Source organism: Sphingomonas asaccharolytica NBRC 15499, from assembly GCF_001598355.1.
GTDB classification, from domain to species: Bacteria; Pseudomonadota; Alphaproteobacteria; order Sphingomonadales; family Sphingomonadaceae; genus Sphingomonas; species Sphingomonas asaccharolytica.
Window position 1 is genome coordinate 35,502 of record NZ_BCYU01000018.1, and the last position, 24,587, is coordinate 60,088.

At 64.3% G+C, this 24,587-nt stretch carries 21 protein-coding genes; 11 read left to right on the plus strand and 10 right to left on the minus strand.

The window, feature by feature from the left end; genetic code table 11:
* Positions 1–7: 7 nt before the first annotated feature.
* The 4 genes from SAS01S_RS07070 to SAS01S_RS07085 all read right to left on the minus strand — a co-directional run bounded on the left by SAS01S_RS07070 (position 8) and on the right by SAS01S_RS07085 (position 3,816).
* Positions 8–739 carry an NYN domain-containing protein gene (locus SAS01S_RS07070; RefSeq protein ID WP_066806586.1) on the minus strand — a complete coding sequence of 244 codons (732 nt, stop codon included), beginning with the start codon at positions 737–739 and terminating at the stop codon, positions 8–10.
* A 56-nt stretch (positions 740–795) separates the two neighbouring features.
* Complete coding sequence (locus tag SAS01S_RS07075) at positions 796–1,185, minus strand: DoxX family protein (protein ID WP_066806587.1); 390 nt, start codon at positions 1,183–1,185, stop codon at positions 796–798.
* A 78-nt stretch (positions 1,186–1,263) separates the two neighbouring features.
* Complete coding sequence (gene greB, locus SAS01S_RS07080; protein ID WP_066806589.1) at positions 1,264–1,779, minus strand: transcription elongation factor GreB; 516 nt, start codon at positions 1,777–1,779, stop codon at positions 1,264–1,266.
* A 117-nt stretch (positions 1,780–1,896) separates the two neighbouring features.
* Positions 1,897–3,816, minus strand: a complete 1,920-nt coding sequence (locus tag SAS01S_RS07085; RefSeq protein WP_369405719.1) for a lytic transglycosylase domain-containing protein — start codon at positions 3,814–3,816, stop codon at positions 1,897–1,899.
* A 153-nt stretch (positions 3,817–3,969) separates the two neighbouring features.
* Between SAS01S_RS07085 and dapA the strand changes: the two genes are divergently transcribed.
* On the plus strand, positions 3,970–4,851 hold the full coding sequence (gene dapA / locus SAS01S_RS07090) for a 4-hydroxy-tetrahydrodipicolinate synthase (protein WP_066806594.1): 882 nt from the start codon (positions 3,970–3,972) through the stop codon (positions 4,849–4,851).
* 88 nt (positions 4,852–4,939) lie between these two features.
* Here the strand turns inward: dapA and SAS01S_RS07095 are convergent, their stop codons facing one another.
* From SAS01S_RS07095 to SAS01S_RS07105, 3 genes are read right to left on the minus strand one after another with little or no spacing between them, the layout of a single operon-like run.
* The gene (locus SAS01S_RS07095; RefSeq protein ID WP_066806596.1) at positions 4,940–5,872 is read right to left on the minus strand and encodes a TauD/TfdA dioxygenase family protein; all 933 of its coding nucleotides are present in this window, start codon (positions 5,870–5,872) and stop codon (positions 4,940–4,942) included.
* A 27-nt stretch (positions 5,873–5,899) separates the two neighbouring features.
* Positions 5,900–7,303 (minus strand): MFS transporter, encoded by a 1,404-nt coding sequence (locus SAS01S_RS07100; RefSeq protein ID WP_066806599.1) that lies wholly within the window; start codon positions 7,301–7,303, stop codon positions 5,900–5,902.
* Positions 7,304–7,311: 8 nt separating this feature from the next.
* Complete coding sequence (locus tag SAS01S_RS07105; protein ID WP_066806601.1) at positions 7,312–9,717, minus strand: TonB-dependent receptor; 2,406 nt, start codon at positions 9,715–9,717, stop codon at positions 7,312–7,314.
* A gap of 527 nt (positions 9,718–10,244) precedes the next feature.
* Here SAS01S_RS07105 and SAS01S_RS07110 point away from each other — a divergent pair.
* The 6 genes from SAS01S_RS07110 to SAS01S_RS07135 all read left to right on the plus strand — a co-directional run bounded on the left by SAS01S_RS07110 (position 10,245) and on the right by SAS01S_RS07135 (position 17,200).
* Positions 10,245–10,862: a DUF805 domain-containing protein gene (locus SAS01S_RS07110; RefSeq protein WP_066806603.1), complete on the plus strand. Its 618-nt coding sequence runs from the start codon at positions 10,245–10,247 to the stop codon at positions 10,860–10,862.
* 41 nt (positions 10,863–10,903) lie between these two features.
* Entirely contained in the window at positions 10,904–11,389 is a 486-nt protein-coding gene (gene smpB, locus SAS01S_RS07115; protein WP_066806604.1) for an SsrA-binding protein SmpB, read from the plus strand.
* A gap of 118 nt (positions 11,390–11,507) precedes the next feature.
* On the plus strand, positions 11,508–13,523 hold the full coding sequence (locus tag SAS01S_RS07120) for a M13 family metallopeptidase (protein ID WP_066806605.1): 2,016 nt from the start codon (positions 11,508–11,510) through the stop codon (positions 13,521–13,523).
* A 152-nt stretch (positions 13,524–13,675) separates the two neighbouring features.
* Positions 13,676–14,257 carry an LptA/OstA family protein gene (locus SAS01S_RS07125; RefSeq protein ID WP_066806606.1) on the plus strand — a complete coding sequence of 194 codons (582 nt, stop codon included), beginning with the start codon at positions 13,676–13,678 and terminating at the stop codon, positions 14,255–14,257.
* 89 nt (positions 14,258–14,346) lie between these two features.
* Complete coding sequence (locus SAS01S_RS07130) at positions 14,347–16,746, plus strand: hybrid sensor histidine kinase/response regulator (RefSeq protein WP_066806607.1); 2,400 nt, start codon at positions 14,347–14,349, stop codon at positions 16,744–16,746.
* A 109-nt stretch (positions 16,747–16,855) separates the two neighbouring features.
* Positions 16,856–17,200, plus strand: coding sequence for a response regulator (locus tag SAS01S_RS07135; protein ID WP_066806608.1), 345 nt, complete (start codon positions 16,856–16,858; stop codon positions 17,198–17,200).
* A gap of 31 nt (positions 17,201–17,231) precedes the next feature.
* Here the strand turns inward: SAS01S_RS07135 and SAS01S_RS07140 are convergent, their stop codons facing one another.
* Entirely contained in the window at positions 17,232–17,747 is a 516-nt protein-coding gene (locus SAS01S_RS07140; protein WP_066806610.1) for a phosphoribosyltransferase, read from the minus strand.
* Complete coding sequence (locus SAS01S_RS07145) at positions 17,747–18,766, minus strand: adenosine deaminase (protein ID WP_066806611.1); 1,020 nt, start codon at positions 18,764–18,766, stop codon at positions 17,747–17,749. The genes SAS01S_RS07140 and SAS01S_RS07145 overlap by 1 nt, the downstream gene beginning before the upstream one ends.
* A gap of 170 nt (positions 18,767–18,936) precedes the next feature.
* On the opposite strand from SAS01S_RS07145, the gene recA reads away from it, so the two are divergent.
* From recA to SAS01S_RS07160, 3 genes are all read left to right on the plus strand, one after another.
* Positions 18,937–20,019 carry a recombinase RecA gene (gene recA / locus SAS01S_RS07150; protein WP_066806614.1) on the plus strand — a complete coding sequence of 361 codons (1,083 nt, stop codon included), beginning with the start codon at positions 18,937–18,939 and terminating at the stop codon, positions 20,017–20,019.
* A gap of 249 nt (positions 20,020–20,268) precedes the next feature.
* Positions 20,269–21,087 carry a class I SAM-dependent methyltransferase gene (locus SAS01S_RS07155; protein ID WP_066806616.1) on the plus strand — a complete coding sequence of 273 codons (819 nt, stop codon included), beginning with the start codon at positions 20,269–20,271 and terminating at the stop codon, positions 21,085–21,087.
* Positions 21,088–21,119: 32 nt separating this feature from the next.
* Entirely contained in the window at positions 21,120–21,746 is a 627-nt protein-coding gene (locus SAS01S_RS07160; RefSeq protein ID WP_066806618.1) for a glutathione S-transferase family protein, read from the plus strand.
* 154 nt (positions 21,747–21,900) lie between these two features.
* Here the strand turns inward: SAS01S_RS07160 and SAS01S_RS07165 are convergent, their stop codons facing one another.
* Positions 21,901–23,238, minus strand: a complete 1,338-nt coding sequence (locus SAS01S_RS07165) for a dicarboxylate/amino acid:cation symporter (protein ID WP_066806620.1) — start codon at positions 23,236–23,238, stop codon at positions 21,901–21,903.
* 75 nt (positions 23,239–23,313) lie between these two features.
* Here SAS01S_RS07165 and SAS01S_RS07170 point away from each other — a divergent pair, with 75 nt between their 5' ends.
* Positions 23,314–24,579, plus strand: a complete 1,266-nt coding sequence (locus tag SAS01S_RS07170; RefSeq protein WP_066806622.1) for a M24 family metallopeptidase — start codon at positions 23,314–23,316, stop codon at positions 24,577–24,579.
* Positions 24,580–24,587: the final 8 nt, after the last annotated feature.

Consider the following 24,587-nt stretch of genomic DNA (forward strand, 5'->3'; position numbering starts at 1 on the left):
TCGCGCTTCAGCGCACGCGCTTGACGTAGATGCGGCCGCCATCGCGGCGCTCGGTCTGGAAATTGGGCACCCCCTCGATCAGGTCGGCGAGACGTTTATAACCATAATTGCGCGCGTCGAAGCTCGAGCGGTTGCCCGCCCGTTCGCCGAGTTCGGACAGGTTGACGAACCCGCGTTCGTCGCGCTTCACCGCGTCATAGGCATCGACCAGCAATTTGAGCAGTTCCGGGTCGACATCGGCCTTGCCATTGCCGGCGGCGGCGTGGCTGCCATTGACGGTTTCCGGGGCAGGGGCCTGGCGGAGCGCGGTGACGTCGATGTACCGGGTACAAGCTTGCCGGAACGATTCGGGCGTCTTCGACGTGCCGAACCCGTAGACGGGCAGGCCATCCTGCCGGATCCGCATCGCCAGCGGCATGAAATCCGAATCCGACGACATGATGCCGAAGCCGTGGACCCGGCCGCGATAGAGCAGGTCCATCGCGTCGATCGTCATCTTCATGTCGGTCGCGTTCTTGCCCTTGGTCAGGTCGAATTGCTGCTGCGGCTCGATTCCGTAGCGGACCGTCTGATCGCGCCAGCCCTTGAGCGCAGGCTTCGACCAATTGCCGTAGACGCGGCGGATGTTGACGGTGCCGAGCTCGGCAAGGATCGTCAGCACCGGGTCGAGCGTGCTGGAGGACGCGTTGTCGGCGTCGATCAGCAGGGCGATGTTGCGGCCATGAGTCTCGTCGGTCATGGCGCCGGTGTAGCGGGCGCGATGCGGCCAGCGCAATCACGCCCGCACGGGTAAAGCTATTGGGCAGCCGGCCGGCCACGCAACGCGTCGAGGCTCCACGATCCGGCCCCCGCCGCAGCGAAGAAAAGGAAGACGAAGGCGTAGAGCATTGCCGGCTCACCACCATTGACCACTGGGAAGAAGCTCTTGGGGGCGTGTGCCATGAAATAGGCGACCGCCATCATGCCCGACAAAATGAACGCGACCGGCCGCGTGAACAGGCCGAGCAGGAACAGCCCGCCGCCGACCAGTTCGAGCGTACCGGCGGCGTAGAGCAATGGATTGAGCGGCATGGGGAAGGGCGGGATGCCGAAGAACTTGGATACGCCGTGCTGCATGAAGCCGAGCGCGGTGACGATACGCAGCAGCGATTGGAGTTGGGACGACCAACTGGCGGGAATGGGCATCGATGATCTCCTGTTCGTTACGTGATCGATCTAGAACCTATCACGATCACCGACCAGCCACGCGACGGAAACGCTCTGTTACTTTTTGCCGTTATTATTTGGTCGCATCGGTGGAGAGGGATAGCTGACCTCCATCACTTCATATTCCTTTTCGCCCGCGGGCAAGGTCACGCGGCGCAGGTCGCCGACCGCGGCTCCCCGCAAGGCGCGGGCAAGCGGGGCGCTCCAGCCGATCAGGCCTTTGCTCGCGTCGGTCTCGTCATCACCGACCAGGGTCAGGATGCGCTGATTATCGTCCTCGTCGGCGATAGTGATCGTGCAGCCGAACCAGGCGCGACTGGTGTCGGGTTGTTGCGCCGGATCGACCACCTTCGCCGCCTTCATCCGCTTCGACAGCCAACCCAGTCGCCGGTCGATCTCGCGCAGCCTTTTGCGGCCGTAGATATAATCGCCATTTTCCGAGCGGTCGCCATTGCCGGCCGCCCAGGCGATCGTCTCGACGAGCTTCGGGCGTTCCTCGGCGAAGAGTTGCTCATATTCCGCGCGTAACGCGGCGAAGCCTGCAGGGGTGATGTAATTGGGGCGGTCGTTCACTGAGCCTCGATAGCCCCATCCGTCATCCCAGCGAAAGCTGGGATCTCATGCGGGGGCGCACTGCGGCTTGAGACCCCAGCTTTCGCTGGGGTGACGAGCAGGCCTGGAAGACGATCCTTAGCCCGGCCGCTTGTTGCCGATATACCAACTCAACCGCGCATTGCCGGTGGACAGCGCGCGCTGCGGATTGATCAAATCATAGACTACCGCGTTTTCGAGCACGTGCTGAACGTAGCGCTTGGTCTCGTCGAACGGGATCGCCTCGATCCAGTCGATCCAGTCGACGGTGCCGGTGCGCGGGTCGCCGTTAGCCGCCAGCCATTTGTTCACATTGCCGGCGCCGGCATTGTAAGCGGCGATTGCCAGCGGGTAGCTGCCATATTGATTATAGAGGCGCTGGAAATAGGCGGTGCCCAGCTGGATGTTATAATCGGTGCTGCTGAGCAACATGCCCTGATCCCAGGCGAGGCCGAGCTTGCTTGCTTGTTCGCGCGCGGTGCCGTTCATCAGCTGCATCATGCCGCGCGCGCCGGCGCGGCTGATCAGCGAGCGGTCGAACTGGCTTTCCTGACGCATGATGGCATGCGCCATCGTCCAGCTCGATGCTGACGACGCCGGGATATTGACCGTCGGAAATCCCGACCGGCTATAATCGGTGACGCCGTTCAGCAGCGCGCTCCGCCCGACCATCACCGAGAGGTCGGGGCGCCCGAGCGTGCGGGCCAATTCGTCGGCCAGCACGTGATCGTCGACAGTGCTCGCGAGGTTGGCGATCTGGCGCAGGAAGAGGCTCTGGTCCTCATGCGCGCCGACCGTGCCGAGAAACTGCGCCGCGCGAACCACTTCGTTATTGTAGAAAGCGGAGCGTTCGGCTGGCGGGATTGGCGGGGGCGTCGGCTCGGCTGGGGCCAATAGCGGCTGGCCGAGGCGCTCGGCCGCCAATTGGCCGTAGAATTGATCGCCATAGCGCGCCGCGGCGGTGAGGTTGCGAGTCGCTTCATCGCTCTGCCGGGCAGCCTGGGCGGCGCGTCCAGCCCAATAGAAGCCCTTCGCCTTGAGCGCGGTCGATCGCGAGCCGCCGGTATAGCGGACGAACATGCCGATCGCGTCGGAGGGACGCCCCAACCGCTTGAGCGCGGTTTGCCCGGCGAGCCAGACCAGGTCGGTATAGGGGTCGCGCTCGGCCAGCGGGCGGAGCGCGATGTCGGTGCCGGTAGGATAGGCGTCGTCGACCTGGCTCGCGATATTGTACGCGGTCGAATAGTCGCCCGCTTCGACGGCAGCACGGGCATTGCGCAGCAGCAGGTCGAACCAGCGATCGACATCGAGCGGTTTGCTGGACAAATTGTGCGGCCGGGCCAGCAGCGCGCGCGCCGATCCGGCGGCGCCTGTATTGGTCAGCCAGATCGCCTTGTCCGCCAGATAGCCGGGATCGCCTGCGCCGATCGAATCGGCATTGCCGGCATCGGGCGCATTGGTGCGGAGCGCGAGCCGTGCCGCGAACAGCGGACGCCGCGCGGCGCTGGTCAGCGCGAGCTGGCGCGCCGCAGCGGCGGTCTGGCCCTGCCACAGCAACTGATCCATCCGCACATCCTGGTCCTTCGGCAGCAGCGCATCGGGCCAGGTCGTCAGCACCTTGCTCTCGTCCGTCGGCGACAGGCTGCCCTGAGCCCAGGCATTGCGGGCGGCAGTCCGCGCGTCGTCGATCGAACCGGTCGCGGTCAGCGCCTCGGCGAAGCGCACCCAGGAGGTGCCGGTTTGCGGCGGATAAACCCTGAAGAAGGCGACCGCGGTCGACGGCGACCAGCCCGGCATGGCCAGCGACGCTTCGGCGGCGCGGCGCATCGCGACGTCGCCCGGCCATCCCGGATGCGCGAGCAGGAACCGGGCATAGCTTTCGAACGGCGCGCTATTGGTCTGCCTGAGCGAGCGCCATTCGGTGATCGCGGCCGACAAGGCGCTGACCGACCTGGGGTCGGCGCTTGGTGCGCCCATCAGTTTGGACTTGGCCCATTCGAGCTGGTCCTGGAATGCCACACCCGTCGCCGCCATCCCCGAAAGGGCGGCGGCGGCAACCCCGCTTTTCAACCACGACGCAAGCATGTGGACACGATATGCTGTCGCGCCCTATCTGTCAGGATATAAAACAACGAAAAACGGCGGATTGCCGCCGCGCGGGAGCGTTTAAGCATGTTTTCGGGATCGATCCCCGCCCTGATCACGCCGTTTGCGGCGGATGGCGCCTTCTCCGAGGACGCCTATCGCGAACTCGTCGAGTGGCAAATTACCGAGGGGTCGGCCGGATTGGTACCCGTCGGGACGACCGGCGAGGCGGCGACGCTGACGGCCGACGAGCATTTCTATGCGGTGCGGGTCTGTGTCGAACAGACCAATCGCCGCGTGCCCGTGCTGGCCGGCGCAGGCTCGAACGACACCCGCGTAGCGATCGCCAATGTCCATGCCGCCAAGGCCGCCGGCGCCGATGCCGCGCTGATGGTGCCGCCTTATTACAACCGGCCGAGCCAGGAAGGCATCTTCCGCCATTTCGAGGCGATCGCGCGCGAAACGCCGCTGCCGATCGTGCTTTACAACGTGCCGGGGCGCACGGTGACCGACATCCAGCCGGCGACCATGGCGCGCATCGTCAAGGCGTTTCCGCAAGTCTTCATCGGCGTGAAGGATGCGACCGGCAATCTCGGCCGGGCGACCGAGCAACGGCTGGGCTGCGGCACGGATTTCGTCCAGCTGTCAGGCAATGACGAGACCGCGCTGGCGTTCAACGCGATGGGCGGGGTCGGGTGCATCTCCGTCACCGCCAATGTCGCGCCGCGCTTGTGCGCTGAGTTCCAGGCCGCCTGGGCTGCGGGTGATCACGCCACCGCGCTGGCGCTCCACGATCGGCTCTATCCGCTGCACGTCGCGATGTTCACCGATGCTTCGCCCGGGCCGGTCAAATATGCATTGGGCAAGATCAAGCCCGGCTGGCCGATGCATCTCCGGCTGCCGATGACCGAGCCGAACGACGCCAGTCGCGCTGCAGTCGACGCGGCGATGGCGATAGCAGGGCTCTGAATAAAGAATGATGGTTTCGACGCCGCGTCCGGCGTGACACGGACGCGGCGCCAGGATGGGGCAGCGGCCGCTACCCCAGCCAAGTCGATCAGGCAGCGACGGCGATCAGCTCGGGCTTGATCACCCGGCTGCGGCTGCCGTCGATCGCCACCGGCACGTCACCGGCGACGGTCGCGCGGCGCAGCGTCCGGCGCTGCGGCCCGAAATCGGCGATCGCGCGGTGCTGGGTCGCGCGATTGTCCCAGATCGCCACGTCGTTCGGCTTCCAGCGCCAGCGCACGGTATTCTCGGGCTTGGTAATGTGATCCTGCAGGACCGAGAAGAGCCGCTGCGAATCCGCCGAATTCAGCCCGACGAACTGCTTCACGAAATGGCCAAGCAACAGCGCGCGCTCGCCCGATTCCGGATGGACGCGGACAACCGGGTGTTCGGTTTCATAGACGGTCGACGCGAATACCTTGCGGTGCTCCTCGACCCGCTTGCGGTCGGCCTCGCCGAACGTCCCAGCATAATCGTAGAGATTGGTGTGCAGCGCCCAGAGGCCGTCGACCAGCGTGCGCAGGCTCACGGGCAATTCCTGATAGGCTGTGACGCCATTGGCCCAGAGCGTGTCGCCGCCGGCTTCGGGAATGGTAATCGCGCGCAGAATCGACGCTTCGGGATAGGCATCGACGAACGTCACGTCGGTATGCCAGCTCGATGCCGCATAGCCTTCCTTCGAATCGAGCTCGAGCAGATACTTGCTGCCGTCGACGACCGGCACGGTCGGGTGCGCGATCGGCTTGCCGAATTTCTCCGCGAACGCCTCCTGCGCGGCGTCGTCGAGATGATCCTGATCGCGGAAGAAGATCACCTTGTGGCGCACCAGCGCGGCGCGGATCGCGGCGATGGCGACCTGATCGAGATCGCCGGACAGCTTCACGCCGCGGATTTCGGCGCCGATCCGGCCCGCGACCGGCACGATGTCGAGCAGGGCGTCGGCGTCCCGCGCATTCACGAATTCATGGGTAAGATTGGTCATGGCACGTCTCCTTCGGGGTTGATGGGGTCATTCGGCCGGGGCGAGAGCTGGCCCCTGGGCGTCCAGCGCGCGGCGGACTTCGGCATGCGCTGCCTCGTCGAGCGGAAAGCCGCTGACGAGCCAGGCGGAAAAGGCGTGGGCGATGGCGGGACCGATCGCGAAGACGGTCGCCAGGCCCTGCAAGGTGGCCGGGCTGTTGACCGCCTTGGGGTCGAAGCCGAGCCATGACACGAGCGGCAGGGCGATGCCGATCGCGACCGCGGTGGCGGCCTTGCCGGCCAGGCTGAACACCGAGAAATAGAGCCCGGTGCGATCCTCGCCATGGTCGAGCCGGTGCTTGTCGGCGACGTCGGCGACGATCGAGCGAAGCATGAGATTGCCCGATCCCTGGGCCAGCCCCTGCGCCAAGGTCAGCGCGAGCAACAGGCCGAAGCGGTCCGGCGTCACCAGCAGCAGGCCCAGATTGACGATCACCTGTACGATCTCGCCAGTGACCGCGGTGCGATGCTTGCCCAGGCGATAGCCGATCTTGAGCCAGATCGGGCCGGCCAACACCCCGAACACGAACTGGAACAGGAACAATCCCGCCGCCCAATCCGGCCGGTGCATGAAAAAGCTGACATAGAAAACGATCAGCGAGGCTCGGATGTTCTGGCCGAGCGTCACCGCGAAATCGGAGCCGAGCACGCGCAGCAGCAACGGGTCGGCGAGCACGGTGCGGATTGCTTGACCGATCGGACGGCGGCGCGTCGGTGCGTCAGGCTGCGGCTGTTCGGGAAAAGCGGTCAGCGTGAGCGCAAGCCCGGGCAGGATCGTCGCCAGCACCAGCCCACCCATCAGCGCGAGTTTCAGCTTGCCGTCGCCCGGCCGCCATTGATCGGCGATCGTTGGTAAAATCAGGGTCAGTAACAGCGCTGACGCGGTCACCACGGTCTGGAACGTCGCGATCCGCGTGCGCTCGTGATAGCGGCCCGAAATCTCGCCCGACCAGGCGAGCAGCGGAATCTGGATCGCGGTCCAGCCGAGATAGAAGACAAACAACGTCGCCGCGAGATAGGCCACCGAGACTTGGCCCTGCGGAAAGAACAGGAACGCTGCCGCGAGCGCGAATAGCAGGCCGCCCCCCGCGATCCATGGGCGACGTCGGCCGAAACGGGTGCGGGTGCGATCGCTCAGCGTGCCGACCAGCGGATCGAGCAACGCGTCCCACAGCCGGCCGACCAGGAAGATCAGGCCGATCGCGCCGAGCGACAGGCCATGGTCCTGGACATAGATCGGCGGCAGATAGACCGCGAGCGGCAGTCCGGCCGCGGCGACCGGCACCGCGACGGCCGACAAGGCGATCAGGCGCCACGCCGTGGGCCGGTCCGACTGCGACTTGTCGGTCGTGGCGGTGAAGTGCAGGAGTCGCGGTGGGAACAGGCTAGCCATGGTTCACCTCACAATTTGATGCGGAGCGTGGCGCCGACCGTCCGCGGATCGCCGAGCAATGCCGTGATCAGACCGGTGTTGGCGGCTGCAAGCGTCTGGAAATATTTGCTGTTCGTGAGATTGCGGGCCCAGACCGAGAGGTCCCAGCGGCCGCTTTCCGGGCGCACCCCAAGGCGTGCGTTGAGTACGCTGTAGCCGGGCACCTGGGCGTAGCGCGAATTGGTCGATGACGTGTTCAGCGACGAGCGATGCGCGAAATCGGCATGGCCGTAGAGCTGGAGCGACTGGTCGGCGATGCCGCCGATCGGTTGGGCAATATCGGCCCCCAGCGTGTAGGTGAACTTGGGAACGCCGGCGAGCGGCTTGCCGCTTAGATTCTGGATCGATCCTTGGTCGAGCCGCTCGGGTGCCTGCGGCGCGTTGGGGTAATCGATATAGACGGCATCGGTATAGGAAGCGGAGGCGTTGAGGCTGACCAGGCGGGTCGGCGCGAAGATGAGATCGGCTTCCGCGCCGCGCGAACGTACACTCGGAATGTTGGAGATATATTGGCGATAGCTGAGCCCGCCCGGCGTCTGCTCGGTGATCGCGGTCTGGTAATCGGATATGTCGGTCCAGAAGGCGGCGAGGTTCGCGGTCAGCCGCTTGTCGAGCGCTTGCGCTTTCAGCCCGACTTCATAGGCATTGACCCGCTCGGGTCGCACATCGGGGGTGACGCCGGCCGGAAGCGACGTGAGGTTGAGGCCGCCGGACTTCGATCCGCGCGAATATGTGGCGTAGATCAGCGCGTCAGGCGCGATCTTGTACGACAGATTGACCAGCAGTGAGAGGCTGTCATCGGTGAAGCGGGTCGAATAGGACGTGACCGGGTTGAACTGGTTGCGGATCGCGACCACCGCGGCGCCGGCTACTGGCGACAGCGTCGAGGGGTCGGTGCCCGCGATCCAGAACTGGTTGTACGCGCCTTCCTTCTTCTCGTGGGTGTAACGCAATCCAAGCGTCAGTTTGAGCCGACTGCTCGCGTTCCAGGTCGCCTGGCCGAACAGGGCGGTGCTGTGGGTCGTCGGCGTCGAGGTCGAATCCGCCTCGAAGCCGTTGAGCGCGGCATTGGCGACCGCTGCGGCGGTGGTCGGGAGATACCAGTTCGGCGCCGCCGACCCATAAGCGACTGCGCCATTTCCCTTGATGATCTGCCAAAAATAGTAAGCGCCGATGACGTAATCGATGCGATTGTCGCCCTTCGACGCCAGCCGCACTTCCTGGCTGAACTGGCGCTGGAGATTGGCTTGCTGCGACTTCGTGACCACGGGCAGAGCCGTGGCGTCGCCGTCATTGGCTGGATCCCAATCCCACCAGCGATAGGCAGTGATGGAGGTCAAGGCGGCACCGCCAAGGTCCCAGTCGACCTGGCCCGACGCGCCATAGCTCTTCATGTTGGCCTGGTAGCGGCTGTCGGAATCGCCGAGCCGCGCGAAGGGCGTGAAGGGCAGGGGCGTGTAGCCGGCCCGGCTGGTGCGATTGAGGAAATTGTTGGCGATCGGTGTACCGTCGTCATAGGTCCCGAAGAAACCCGACAGGATTTGAAGCACATGGTGCTGCTTCTGGTGCGAATAATCGCCGATCAGCTTGATCGAAAGGCGGTCGCTGGGCTTGATCAGCAGCTGCCCGCGTAAGCTGAAATTATAATAATTGGCCGAATCGCTGCCGTCATGGACGTTGGTCAGGAAGCCATCGCGTTTTGTGTCGGCGATGCTCAGTCGCGCTGCGACGACATCGCCGATCAGCGCGCCGGAGGCGGAAGCGCGAAACTGGCGATAGCCGTAGTCGCCGAATGATGACTCGGCCGACAGCTCGGGGTCGAAGCCCGGCGCGCGCGTGGAGATGTTGATCGCGCCGGCAGTCGTGTTCTTGCCGAACAGCGTCCCCTGGGGGCCGCGCAGCACTTCGACTTGCTGCAGGTCGACCAGGTCGAATTGCGACTGGCCGACGCGACCATAATAGACATTGTCGATATAGATGCCGACGCTGTTCTCCAGCCCGTCATTGGTCAGCGCGACGTTCGACCCGAGGCCGCGGATGTTCACGTTGGTGTTGCGGGGGTTGAAACTGAACACTTGCAGGCTGGGAACGAGCTGCTGGATTTGCGCCAGCGAGTAATTGCCGGTCGCGGCGAGCGCCTTGTCGTCGACCACGCTGAGCGCGATCGGCACGTCCTGCGCGCTTTCGGCTCGGCGCCGCGCGGTAACGACGATGTCGCCGGCGGCCGCGGCGTCGGGACTGGCGGCTGGATCGGACTCCACCGGTTTGTCGTCGGCAGTGGCCAGCGACACCTTGTCGGCGGCCAGAGCGGGCAAGGGGAATGAAGACGCAATCGCCGCGGCGCTCAGGGTCGTCAGGAAAAGATACTTGGTCATCAGGCGAAAGGATCCCCTTTGCCGCAGGCAGCCGCCTCCGGCCGCGCCCTCGCAGGGCACGTGCGTTCGTTGGAATTCGGGCGTGCGCCGCCGGCGGTGCCGGTCAGCGTGGTCGTCAGGCGATCAGGAGCAGTCGATCAGCCGATCGGACAATTGGAGTCATGACATCGCATCGTTTCATTCCCTTCACTCGGGGACAACGAAGCCGGGCGTCACGCAGCCCTGCATCGCGCTTTAGCCGTTGGTTACGCGGAGCAAGCTGCATCCCATCAAAAGCCGCGGGCCTGACGGTGGCATTCGCCAGAGGGACGGCCATTTCCCTCTCGATCCGTTATTCCCATCATCTTGATAGGATATAAAACGGTCAATGTAGATGCGCTAGTCGGTGCTAAAGCTGGGGTTTGGCGGTCGTACGACTTTGCGCTTTCGGTCCGGCAGCGAGTCGGCGCGGTCGCCAGGCGACGGGCAAGGTCTTTCATTCGCGCTCGCGGGCGTTAGGCTCGCCCCAACATAGCGAGGGGGCCATCATGAACCTGCTGACGCGTCATCTGACCGGAATCACCGACTTTCAGGGGCGCGAGAATCGGCAGCCGTTCTGGCTGTGGATCCTGATCGTCTATGGCGCGCAGATGGTCGTTTCGATGGTCGCGATGATCCCGATCATGTCGAACATGTTCGAAAGCATTGTTCCGCTGGCCCAAAACGACCCCCACGCGCTCGACAAACATCCCGAAATCATGGCGCGCATCATCGGCTCGATGATGCAGCAGATGATGGTGTTCATCCTGATCGCGGCGGTGCTGTTCTTCATCCTCGTCGCCGCGGCAGCGGTGCGGCGATTGCACGATGGTGGTCGCTCGGGCTGGTGGATCGCACCGTATTTCGCGTCGCAATTGGTCACGCCCTTCGTCATGGCGTCGGTGTTCCCGCGCTATATCGCGGTGATGGCGGCGGTGAAGCCCGGGAGCCCGCCCGATCTGACGGCACCCGCCTTTCAGCAGGCGTCGCAGTCGATGGCGCTGTTCTCGCTGGTCAACTTGGTCGGCTTCATCTTCATGGTGGTGCTGATCGTGTTCCTAGTCTTGCCGGGAACGGTCGGGCCCAACCGCTTTGGCGACGATCCGCTAAACCCGCCGTTCCGCTAGACCTTTCTTTCAGGCGCCGCTCGGCCTACATCGCCCGGCCCATGGCCCGTCCCAAGCCCCTCACGTTCGACAAGCAGAAGATCGTCGCCGAGAACCGGCGCGCGCGGTTCGACTATGCCATTGAGCAGACATTCGAGGCGGGGATCGCGCTGACCGGAACCGAAGTGAAGAGCCTACGCTCGGGCGAAGGATCGATCGCCGAAAGCTATGCCGAAGTGTTGGCGGACGGCGGTGTCTGGCTGGTCAATTCGAACATTCCCGAATTCAGCCATGGCAACCGCTTCAATCATGAGCCCAAGCGGCCGCGCAAATTGCTGCTCAATGCGCGCGAGATCAACAAGCTGCATGGCGCGGTGGCGCGCGACGGCATGACGCTCGTGCCCCTCACAGTCTATTTCAACGCGCGCGGCCGGGCCAAGGTCGAGCTGGCCCTGGCCAAGGGCCGCAAGGCACACGACAAGCGCGAACACATCAAGGAGCGCGAGTGGAAGCGCGACGCCGGCCGGATCATGCGGGACCACGGCTGACGCGATTGACTAGGCGTGTCACCGCCCTAGAACACGCCCTATCAATAAGGAGGAACATGATCGCTCCGGCCTGCCGCGCGAGCGTCCGCTCCTCCACTTCGGAAAGGACCGTCCCCAGATGAAACCCTTCGCGTTCGCACTTCTTGCGGCGACGGCGCTCGGCGCCGCGGCGTTTACTCAGCAGACCGTCGCCGCGTCGTCGGGCAAGCCCACCTTCGGCACGTTCGGCATGGACGAAGCCGGCATGGACAAGTCCGTCGCGCCAGGGGACAGCTTCTACAATTACGCCAACGGCACCTGGGCGAAGAACACGCCGATCCCGTCGGACAAGTCGAATTACGGCGCGTTCAACCTGCTCGCCGATCTGTCCGAATCGCGGACCAAGGGCATTCTCGAAAAAGCCGCGACGGATCCCAATTCGAAGATCGGCACCGCCTACGCGACCTTTCTCGACACCGGATCGATCGAGGCGAAGGGCCTAGCGCCGATCAAACCGTGGCTCAATCGTATCAAGTCGACCGACAAGGCCGGCTATGCGACATTACTGGCCGAAGCGTCGATGGGCGGGATCGGCGGTCCGTTCGGTGCCGGCGTCGGCCAGGACGACAAGGCGCCCGAAACCTATATCCTTGGTCTCCGCCAGGGCGGCCTGGGCTTGCCCGACCGCGATTATTACAGCGATCCCAAATTCGCCGACGCCAAGGCGGGATATCAGGCGCATATCGCCAAGATGCTGACGCTGGCGGGCGAGGCCAATGCCGATGCCCGCGCCAAGGCGATCGTCGATCTGGAAACGCAGATCGCCGCGGTCAGCTGGTCGCGGATCGACAGCCGCGACGCCAACAAACGCTACAACAAGATGTCGGTCGCCGCTCTCCAGGCGAAGGCGCCGGGCTTTGACTTCCCCACCTATTTCAAGGGGATCGGCGCTCCGGTAGATACATTGCTGGTGGCACAACCCTCGGCGATCACTGGGATCGTCAAGCTGGTCTCGGACGCGCCGATGACGGTGCTGCAGGATCAGCTGATCATCCGCAGCCTCGACAATTATGCCGACGTGTTGCCCAAGGCGTTCGACGAGGAGAATTTCAACTTCTTCGGCAAGACGCTGTCGGGCACGCCCGAGCAGCAAGCGCGCTGGAAGCGCGGCGTGGAATTCACCACCAACGCGATTGAGGACGACGTCTCCAAGCTCTACGTCCAGCAATATTTCCCGCCGGCGACCAAGGCGGCGGCCGACCAGCTGGTCAAGAACATCATCGCCGCGATGAACGCGCGGATCGACAAGCTCGATTGGATGTCGGCCGAAACCAAGGTCAAGGCGCATGCCAAGCTCGCGGCGTTCCGCCCCAAGATCGGCTATCCGTCGCAATGGCGCGATTACGGCACGCTCAAGATCGCGAAGGGCGATGCGTTCGGTAACGAATGGCGCGCCAACGAATGGGGCCGCAAGGACAATATCGCTCATCTCGGCAAGCCGCTGCAGCGCTGGGAATGGGGCATGACCCCGATGGAAGTGAACGCTTATGCCAATTTCGGCATGGTCGAGATCGTCTTCCCCGCTGCGATACTGCAGCCGCCGTTCTTCGATCCCAATGCCGACCCCGCGGTCAATTATGGCGGGATCGGCGCGGTGATCGGGCACGAGATGAGCCACCATTTCGACGATCAAGGCGCCAAATACGACAAGAGCGGCCAGCTCACCGACTGGTGGACGCCCGCCGATGTCGCGGCGTTCAAAACGCGCACCGACGCGCTGGCGGCGGAATATGACCAATACGAGCCGCTGCCGGGCCAGCATGTCCAGGGCAAGCTGACCCTTGGCGAGAATGTCGCCGATCTCGCCGGCCTTACCGTCGCCTATGACGCCTATCACAAGGCGCTGGGTGGCAAGACCGCGCCGATGATCAATGGTTATTCGGGCGACGAGCGCTTCTATCTCGGCTGGGCGCAGGTGTGGCGCCGCAGCTATCGCGAGCCGGAATTGCTCAAGCGCCTGCGCACCGATCCGCATGCCCCGTCGGAAGCGCGCGCGAGCATCGTCCGCAATATGGACCCATGGTACGCCGCGTTCAAAGTCCAGCCTGGACAGAAATTGTATCTCGCACCGGCCGACCGCGTCCGCATCTGGTAGGCGGCCAGCGCTGACAATCGACGCCGCCGCCGAGGGCATATCTCGTCGGCGGCGTCGCTGCGATCAGCAGCAGTTCATCGGCGCGCATCTATAGGTATTTTTTGGCGCGGTTCGGTGCTTTCAACGCGCGAAACCTTGTTGTAGGCAAAATCATGGCTCATCCGCGTACCACGTTCATCCTTCTCGCTTGCGCCGCGACCTTGCTCGGCGCGCGCGTTTCGGCGTTCCAGTCGGGCGGGAACGAGACTCTGAGCGTCGATGCTGACCATCTCGAAATCCAGGACAAGGTGCAGCGCGCCCTGGCGCTGGGCAATGTGCGCGCGCGCCAGGGAGCGATGACGGTGACGTCGGACCGGGCCGAGGTCCTGTATTCGTCGAGCCTCGTCAGTTCGAGCGGAGCGCCGCCGGAAATCTCGCAGATTCGCGCGTCGGGCAATGTAGTCGTGACGCGGCCTGGCGAGAAGGCGACGGGTTCCTATGCGATCTACGATCTCAACAAGCGCATTATCACGATGATCGGCAACGTCGTGCTGAATCGCGGCGCCAACGTGGTTCGCGGCGGACGGTTGGTGATCAACCTCAACACCAACGGCGCGTCGCTCGATTCCGGCGGGAAGGTCGGCACGAGCAAATCGGGCGGCCGGGTGACCGGCGTGTTCTCGGTTCCCAAGCGCAATACCGACGCTCCGGCGACACCTACTACCCCCAGCCCGAGCACACCTGACAAGAAATAGCATCGGATGATGCGGCGGAGAGGCGCCGGCGCAGGTCGGGCATTCCCGACGATGCTTGACCTACCTAGCCACCGCGCCACAAGGGGCTGATGGCTTCCCGACCCGTTCCAAACGATGCACGCGCCCCCGGTCAGCGGCAGGCACTGATCGTCGCGGCGACGTGCGGCGCGGGGGCGGCGCTGATCGCGCTGATGATTCTTCACAATTTCGCCATCGCGGGGGGATTCGCCGCCGCCATGCTGTTGCTGGTCGGCGCCGTTATCGTCTGGTCGCGGTTCGCGCCGGCGGCGTCCGACATGCCCGGCGAAACCGATTGGAGCGTGGCACGCGCGCTGGCGGCGGCGAGCGACGACGCGATTGCGGTCACCGACCGGGCAGGGCGGCTGATCTGCGCCAATGAGCGCTATCGCGCACGCTTTGGCGGCTATCCGACCCCGCCCGGCCTGCCGCTCGACGACAATGGCCCGGGCGAGCTGGCGGCGGCGGGACGAATCGCGTGGCGCGACGGGTCGGCCGAGCTCGATCGCATCACAACTCGCGGTGCGCCGCTCGCCGTGGCGATCGAGCGCGCCGGCGACAGCGAGGACATGCTGGTCTGGCGCTTTCATGAGGCGCAGGGGCTCGATCTCGCTACCAACGTTCAGTCGATCATCGCCGGGCCGACCGGCGACCGGCTGGCCGCCGCCGGAATCATGGCCGCGCTGATCGCGCCCGACGGACGCCTGCTCGCCGCTAATCGCGTGCTGCGCGAACGGTCGATGGGGCACGAGGAAAGCGTCGTCGTCGGCCGCGACTTCGCGCGCTTCCTGATCGCCGACAACAAGGGCCAGGTGCGGTTCGAGCGAGAGGGCCCGCGTGGTGCGCCGCTCCGCATCCTGCAGATCCCGTTCCTCGACGGCGAGGACGCGCCGATCCTGGTCGTGTTGCTCGACGAGGAGGAGCATGGCCAGCCGGCGATCGGCGGATCGGCCGCGGCGCATGTCAAAAGCCTGATCTCGCTGCTCCCCGTCGGGCTCGCTTTGGTCGACCGCGATGGGCGGTTCGTCCAGATGAACGATCCGTTCGTTCGCGCCGCGCAGGTCGATCAGGCGCAGCCGCCCCTCTATCCGGGCGACCTGGTGGTGCGCGAGGACAAAGCGGCAGTGGCCGACGCGATCCGCCGCTTCGCCAATGGCGCGACGCATTCGATGGACATGGCGATCCGGCTGAAGGACCATCCCGACGAACCGGTCGCGCTGACCATTGCCGGCGCGCGCGGGTTGGGCGATGCCGCGGTGCTGCTGAGCCTCAAGGACAATGGCGAAGAGACCCGGCTCAAGCGCGAAGTCGCGCAGGCGACCAAGATGCAGGCGGTCGGCCAGCTCGCCGGCGGCGTCGCGCACGATTTCAACAATATCCTGACCGCCATCATCGGCCATTGCGACCTGATGCTGATGCGCCATTCGCCCGGCGACAGCGATTATGACGACATCCAGCAGATCAAGGCGAATTCCAACCGGGCGGCCAGCCTGACCCGCCAATTGCTCGCCTTTTCGCGCCAGCAGACGTTGCGGCCGCAAGTGCTGCAACTGCCCGATGTGATCTCGGAAGTATCGCAATTGCTCAAGCGCCTGCTCGGCGAGACGGTGAAGCTCGAAGTGCGGCACGGTCGCAACCTGGGCGCGGTGCGCGCCGACCCCGGACAACTCGAGCAGGTCGTCGTCAATCTGGCGGTCAACGCGCGCGACGCGATGCTGTCCAAGGATCCCAACGGAGGCGGGACGCTGACGATCACATCGCGCGCGGTCAGCGCGGCGGAGGTCCGCAAGATGGGATCCGACATCCTGCCGATCGCCGATTATTCGGCGCTCGAGATGAGCGACACCGGCACCGGCATTCCGCCCGAAATCCTCGGCAAGATCTTCGAACCGTTCTTCACCACCAAGGAAATCGGCAAGGGAACGGGGCTGGGTCTATCGACCGTCTATGGCATCGTCAAACAATCCGGCGGCTATATCTTCGCCGATTCCAAACCGGGCCAGGGCGCGACCTTCTCGATCTATTTCCCCGTCCACGCCGCCGAGGCGCCGAAGATCGCCAAAATCATTGCCAAGGAAAAGCCGGTCGATCTTTGGGGGACCGGCCTGATCCTGCTGGTCGAGGATGAGGACATGGTCCGCGCGGTCGCCGAGCGCGCGCTGACGCGGCAGGGCTATACCGTGCTGACCGCCGAGAATGGCGAAGCGGCGCTCGAATTGCTGGCACGCGGCGAAAAGCCCGATCTGCTGATTTCGGATGTCGTGATGCCGTCGATGGACGGCCCGACGATGGTGCGTCACGCCCGCGAGCGCTATCCCGATCTACCGATCCTGTTCATGTCGGGCTATGCTGAGGAACAGCTTAGGAAGTCGATCGATCTCGATAACGTCGCGTTTCTGCCCAAGCCGTTTTCGGTGCAACAGCTCGCCGAAGCGGCGCGCGACATGCTGGCGCCGCCGGTGGGGCAATGATCGAGCGTAACTCCCGGAATCGGGATCATCGCGCTGGCTCGGCGGACGAAATGTTGCCCTACGGAACGCCAGGCATGGCGTCCGGCAGCGACCGAGTCTAAGGCGAGTCATGGCGTCGCCGCAGCGCATCCTTATCGTCGAGGACGAACCTCTGATCGCCATGCTGCTCGAGGATTTCCTCGAGGCATTGAACAAGACGCACGTCGCGACGTGCGACAGCGTGACCTCGGCGCTCGCGGTAATCGACGCCGAACATCCCGATGCGGCGATCCTGGACGTCAATCTGTCGGGCGGCGAGAAGAGCTGGCCGGTCGCCGATGCACTGGCGGAGCGCAACATTCCCTTCGTCCTGTCGACCGGCGGCGGGGAAGACACGCCGGCCCATGCCGCCCGCCCGCGGCTGGTCAAACCCTATACGATGGAAAACGTCGCCAAGGCGCTCGCGGAACTCTGACCGCGACGGTCGCGCCGTCGACTATCGTGGATCAAGCGATGCGGTCGGGAATTTCCGCCGCGTCGGCGTCGAGCGAGGCTTGCGGGGCGACCGCTTCCCAAGGGAACACGAACCAGTCCTTTCGCTCGTCGCGGTCGATCACTTCGGCGCGATAATCGACTTGTTCGCGCGACCGCTTGTTGTCGAGCAAGGTCGCGAAGCGGACATGGTCGCGCGCTGCCCCCGCGGTGGCCAGCGCGGCGCGCAGCTTGCCGATCGTCGCGCCCGAATCATTGATATCGTCGACGAACAGCAGTCGCTCGCCGTCGCGCGTGCGCGCCGCCAGCTTGATCAGCGGCGCGTCGGAGAAATCCTCGACGCGCGACGAATGGTCGACCGACAGCATCGGCAGGCCGGTTGCATGGCTGAGATAGACCGCCGGCGCCAGCCCGCCGCGGCCGATCCCGATGATGAAGCTGGGAAGCCACCCGCTCTCCGCGATTTCGGCGGCGAGCATCTTCACCTGCGCCTCGAATATGTCATGCGGGATCGGGGTGAAGACCGGCATTAGCGTTGCTCCGCGACATAGGCGTCGAGCGCGGCGGTGTGGCGGGCCACCTCGTCGTCGCTCAGGAACGATCCCAGGAAGGAATTGCGCGCGAGGGTGACGAGCGCGTCCTTGCCAAGCCCGCGCGCCGCCGCGGCCTGACGATAATTCTCGCCGATATAGCCACCGAAATAGGCGGGGTCGTCCGAATTGATCGTCGCGCGCAGCCCGAGGTCGAGCATGCGGTCGATCGGATGGGCGCCTATCGAGGCGACGTTGCACAATTTGACGTTGGACAACGGGCAGACGGTCAACGTCATGCCCGTGCGCGCCAGCCGCGCGGTCAGTACCGGATCCTCCAGGCTGCGATTACCATGGTCGAGCCGGTCGATCGCGAGCAGGTCGAGCGCCTGATAGACATAATCGGGCGGGCCTTCCTCACCGGCATGGGCGACCAGCCGCAGCCCTTTTTCGCGCGCCGCGGCAAAGACCCGCGCGAACTTTTCGGGCGGGTGGCCGACTTCAGACGAATCGAGCCCGACCCCGGCGATGCGATCGAGCCAGGGTTCGGCCTGGCCAAGCGTGTCGAACGCCGCTTCCTCGCTCAAGTGGCGTAGGAAGCAGAGGATCAGTTTCGACGTCAGGCCATGTCTGGCTTCCGCCTCAGCCATCCCCGCGAGCAATCCCTCGATCGCGGTGCCGAAGGGGATGCCGCGATCGGTGTGTGTCTGGGGATCGAAGAAGATTTCGGCATGAACTACTCCGTCCGCAGCGGCTCGGTCGAAATAGGCGAGGGCGAGATCGCGGAAATCCACTTCGGTCCGAAGCACGTTGGCGCCGGTATAATAGATGTCGAGAAAGTCCTGCAGGTTGGAAAAACTGTAGGCGGCCCGCACTTCATCGACTGACTTGAACGGAATCTCGACCCCGTTGCGCTCAGCCAGCGCGAACATCAGCTCGGGCTCCAGGCTGCCTTCGATATGAAGGTGGAGCTCGGCCTTGGGCAGGCCGGCGATAAAGGCGTCGAGGTCGCTCTGCATGGGCAAACCATGAAGCGGGGCAGGGCCCCGGGCAAGAAATATCGGGAAAGCACCATTTCGGTGCGAAAAAAATTCATGTTCCGCTATTGTTCCATAAGAACAAATGCGATACATGCTCTCCAACACGATTGAACGCCGACACTATCCCGGCTAGCGCGGAGGCCTTCTCAATGGCAGCTTCTCTGAAAGTTATCGACGGCATGGCATCGCAAAATACCGACCGGCAAAAAGCACTCGAAGCTGCACTGGCTCAGATCGATCGCGCGTTCGGTAAGGGCTCGGCGATGCGGCTGGGATCCAAAGAGGCCATGCAGGTCGAATCGATCTCGACCGGCAGCCTGGGCCTCGACATCGCGCTCGGCGTCGGCGGCTTGCCGCGCGGTCGCGTGATCGAAGTGTACGGACCGGAAAGCTCGGGCAAGACGACGCTCGCGCTTCATGTCATCGCCGAAGCGCAGCGTGGCGGCGGCACGGCGGCATTCGTCGATGCCGAGCATGCGCTCGATCCGGTCTATGCCAAGAAACTGGGCGTCAATATCGACGAGCTGATCGTGTCGCAACCCGATACCGGCGAGCAGGCGCTAGAAATCGTAGATACGCTGGTGCGGTCGAACGCGATCGATGTGCTGGTGGTCGACTCGGTCGCTGCCTTGGTGCCGCGCGCCGAAATCGAGGGTGAGATGGGCGACAGCCATGTCGGGCTTCAGGCCCGGTTGATGTCGCAGTCGCTGCGCAAGCTGACCGGATCGATCAGCCGCTCGCGCTGCATGGTGATCTTTATCAACCAGCTGCGCATGAAGATCGGCGTGATGTACGGCAATCCCGAGACGACGACGGGCGGCAACGCGCTGAAATTCTACGCCTCGGTCCGCCTCGACATTCGCCGCACCGGCCAGATCAAGGATCGCGACGATATCGTCGGCAACACTACCCGGGTGAAGGTCGTCAAGAACAAGGTCGCGCCGCCGTTCAAGCAGGTCGAATTCGACATCATGTACGGTGAGGGCATTTCCAAGATCGGCGAAATCCTCGATCTCGGCGTCAAGGCCGGGCTGGTCGAGAAATCGGGCGCCTGGTTCAGCTACGATTCGATCCGCATCGGTCAGGGTCGCGAGAACTCCAAGAACTACCTCAAGGAGAATCCCGACGTCGCCGAACGCCTCGAACGGGCTATCCGCAATCGTACGGCGGAAGTCGCCGAAGAGATGATGGTCGGCGGTCTGGACGACAACGGCGGCGACGACGAACTCTGATACCCAATTTCGAGACGGCGCGGAAAAAGTTTGCTGCAATGCAACCAACTCGCAGTTGTTTCGTTACCGGCACAACCCCAGCGGCGATTCCCCCTCCGCCGCAACTCCCGGAAAGGCCCGCCCGCGTCGGCGGGCCTTTCATATTTCGGGCTTCCGCGCGCCGATATTATTGGGCTCTCGTTCGCCGAGGTGCATAGATCGCCATGGATAATCCATCGCGCGGCAGCCGGGTTGAACGGGGAGGGCCGAATGACATTGGCGTATGACTGGGCAGGGCGCGTCGGCGACACCTGGGCGGATCAATGGCGCCGCACCGATTTGAGCTTCGCCAATTTGTCGCCCCATCTCAATGCAGCGATTCTCGACGCTGCGCCGGAGACCGGCACCGCGGTCGATATTGGCTGCGGCGCAGGCGGCACCGCGATCGCGCTAGCCGCCGCTCGCCCGGCTCTAACGGTGCTCGGGATCGATCTCTCTCGGAACCTCGTCGAAACAGCGCGGGAGCGGGGCGCGGCTTATCCCAACCTCCGCTTCGAGGTCGGAGACGCAAGCGAGTTGGGTGGCATCACCGCCGACCTTCTGTTCTCGCGCCATGGTGTCATGTTCTTCGACGATCCCATCGCCGCCTTCGCCAGGTTGCGGTGTGCGGTAGCCGCCGACGCGCATCTGGTCTTCTCCTGCTTTCGCGACGTGACGCTCAACGCCTGGGCGATCGAGACCGGGGCTGCGGTGACTGGCACAGCGCCGCAAAAACCCGGAACGTCGCCGGGCCCCTTCGCCTTCGCGGACGCCGACCACGTCCACTCCATTCTGCAAGCGAGCGGCTGGGCGGGCGACGAGCAGCCGATCGATTATTCCTATCGGGCAGGCGAGGGGGAGCAGGCGGTCGACGAGGCGCTCGCCTTTTTCAGTCGGATCGGACCTGCGGCAGCACGGCTTCGTGAGCTTGATGGCGCGGCCCAGGAAGCCGGTCGCGAGCGGTTACGCGGCGTCTTGGTGGCTCACCTCCGCAACGATGCGGTGGATTTCCCGGCCTCGGCGTGGATATGGTCGTGCCGGCCCGCCTGAGAACTTCATAACTAGGGCCGGGGAGGAACATCGTGACGCTGATCGTCCATCACCTCAACAATTCGCGGTCGCAGCGCATCCTGTGGATGCTCGAGGAGCTCGGGCTACCCTATGAGATCAAATATTATCAGCGCGATGCCAAGACGATGCTGGCGCCGCCCGCACTGCGCAAAGTGCATCCGCTCGGTAAATCGCCCGTTCTCGAGGATGACGGCAGGATGATCGTCGAGACGGGAGCGATCTGCGAATATCTGGTCGAGAAAGGCGACGGCCGGCTCGGGCCGCCCGCGCATCGCGACGACGTGCTGCGCTACCGTCAGTTCCTGCATTATGCCGAAGGGTCGATGATGCCGCCGTTGCTGGTGATGCTCGTGGTCAATCGCATCCCGCTGATGGGCAAGGCCGCGGCCAAGCGCATCCAGCCGATGATCGACGTCCATCTCGATTATGTCGAAAGCGAGTTGGAGCAGCGCCCCTGGTTCGCCGGCGACGAGATGACCGCCGCCGACATCATGATGAGCTTCCCGCTCGAAGCGGCGCGGAGCCGGGCGGGGCTCGGGCCGTCACGTCCCGCGACGATCGCCTGGCTCGACAAATTGCACGAGCGTCCCGCCTATCAGGTGGCGCTCGAAAAGGGCGGGCCTTACGCCTACGCCTGAGCGATCCAGTCATATAGATTTGGCTTCCAATCGCACGCTTTCCCGGCGAAGGCCGGGGTCCAGCATCGAGGGACTATCGACGGCAGGATACCTTCTCGACGTGCGTGAAACTGGGTCCCGGTCTTCGCCGGGGAAGCGTTCAGCCGGACGAACGCTATCTCTCGCCGCTTAGCCCATGACTAGGGGCATGCGGCGGTTCGATCTCGGCGGGTTCTTCAGTGCCGAGCGCGCCTTCCCAGCGCGCCACGACGCTCGCCGCGATCGCATTGCCGACGACGTTGGTGGCCGACCGTCCCATGTCGAGGAAGTGATCGACCGCGAGCACCAGCAATATCCCCGCTTCGGGCAATTTGAACTGGTTCAGCGTCGCGGCGATCACCACCAGGCTGGCGCGCGGGACGCCGGCAATCCCCTTCGAGGTGATCATCAACGTCAAGAGCATGAAGATTTGCGTGCCTAGGTCGAGGTGAATGCCATAAGCCTGCGCGATGAACAGCGACGCGAAGGTCATGTACATCATCGAGCCATCGAGATTGAACGAATAGCCCAAAGGCAGCACAAAGCTCGATATCCGCGACGGCACGCCGAACCGATCGAGCGCCTCCAACGTGCGCGGGAAGGCGGCTTCGGATGACGCTGCGGAGAAGGCGACCAGCACAGGCTCGCGAATATAGCGGAACAGCGACACCGAGCGGCGCCCCACGAACACCCAGGCGAGTATGCCCAGCAAGATCCAGAGCAACGCCAGACCGATATAGACGCAAAGCATGAAATAGCCGAGGTTGCGGATCACTTCGGGCCCGCGCTCGACCAGTGCATTGGCGACCGCAGCGAACACCGCGACGGGCGCGAAGCGCATGACATAATCGGTCACCTGCAGCATGACCTTGGTCAGCGCCTCGGCCGCCTTGACCAGCGGTGCCGCGCGCTCGCCGACCGCAGTGATGGCGACACCGAAGAATACCGAGAAAATGACGATTTGCAGGATGTCGTTGCGCGCCATCGAATCGACGATCGAGGTCGGGAAAATATGGCCGATGATCTGGACCGCTTCGAACTTGCTCTTGTCGATGCCGGCGCTCTCGGTGATGGGCGGCAATGGCAGGTTGAGCCCAACGCCAGGCTGCAGAATATGAACCAGAATCAAGCCCAGTGTCAGCGAGAGCAGGCTCGCGCTGACGAACCACACCAGCGACTTCAGCCCGACCCGGCCGAGCGCGCCGGTATCGCCCATATGCGCGATGCCGACGACCAAGGTGCCGAACACCAGCGGCGCGATGATCATCTTGATGAAATCGAGAAATATGGTGGTGATCAGCCCCAGCCATTTGGTCCAGCCGGCCAGATAGGCCGCGGAATCGGTGGTCGATGCTGTCCAGCCCAGCCGCTTGAAGAAGCCGAGGGCCGGGTCTGCCGTTTCATGAACTGCCCAGCCGAAGATCAGGCCCAGCACCAAGGCGATCAGGATGTAGGTCGTCAGGCGCTTGGCCAAAATAACTCTCCCCATTTTGGTGATGCAGGGAAAGGGGATTGCGGGCCCGCGGTCAAGAACCCTATCGTTCCGGTCATGCCCAATTCCCGCTTTTCGCCCGGTCGCCGCGCGATCCTTGCCGCCGCCGCTGCCGCTCCCTTGTTCGTCTCCGCTGCGGCCGGTGCCGCCGAGCCCGATCTGTCCGACTTGCAGGAAATGACGACGGGCGTGGTGGCGATCGGCGCCGACGAGCGCCATCGCCGGCTCGACCGCGCCCAGGCGCTGATGAAGCAGCACGGCATCGGCGCGGTGCTGATCGAGCCGGGATCGTCCTTGCTCTATTTTACCGGCATTCGCTGGGGTCGCAGCGAGCGCGCCTTGCTCGCGGTGCTACCGGTCGAAGGCGAGCCATGCATCGTCTCGCCCTATTTCGAGGAACCCCGGATGCGCGAGACGCTCGCCATCCCGGCCGAGGTGCGCGTGTGGCAGGAGGATGAGGATCCGCTCAAGGTGGTCGCCGGTTTTCTCAAGGATCGCAAGCTCGCGGCGCGACCGGTCGGCATCGAGGAAACCGTCCGCTTCTTCATCCCGGACATGCTCGCGCACGCTATGCCCGGCGCGAAAATCGTGTCGGCCAATCCTGTCGTTCGCGGCTGCCGGATGACCAAGACGCCGGCCGAGCTCGCGCTGATGCAGCTCGCGACCGATGTGACGATCGCGGCCTATCGCTGGACATGGAAACGGGTCGAAAAGGGCATGACCGGCCGCGATATCGGCGCGATCATGGACGCTGCGACGCGCAAGCTGGGCGGCAGTCCGGAGTTCAGCCTGGTGCTGATCGGCGAGGCCGCTGCGTATCCGCACGGCACCGAGGCGGTGCACAAGGTGGCCGAAGGCGAGATCGTGCTTATGGATTGCGGCTGCACGGTGCAGGGCTATCAGTCCGACGTCTCCCGCACCTTCGTCTACGGTGCCGCCAGCAAGGAACAGCGCACGGTCTGGGATCAGGTGCATCAGGGCCAGCAAACCGCGCTCGCCGCGGCCAGGTTAGGCGTCCCGGCGGGCAGCGTCGACGAGGCGATCCGCAAGCTGTATGAGAGTTTTGGCTACGGCCCCGGCTACAAGCTTCCGGGGTGCTCGCATCGCACGGGCCACGGCATCGGCCTCGACGGACACGAGCCGGTCAATCTCGTTCGCGGCGAAACAACCAGGCTGGCGCCGGGCATGTGCTTTTCCAACGAGCCCGGCATCTACATCCCCGGCAAGTTCGGCGTGCGGTTGGAGGATTGCTTCCACATGACCGACACCGGTCCGAAATGGTTCAGCGAGCCGCCTGCGTCGATTGATGCGCCGTTCCGCTGATCAGCTAG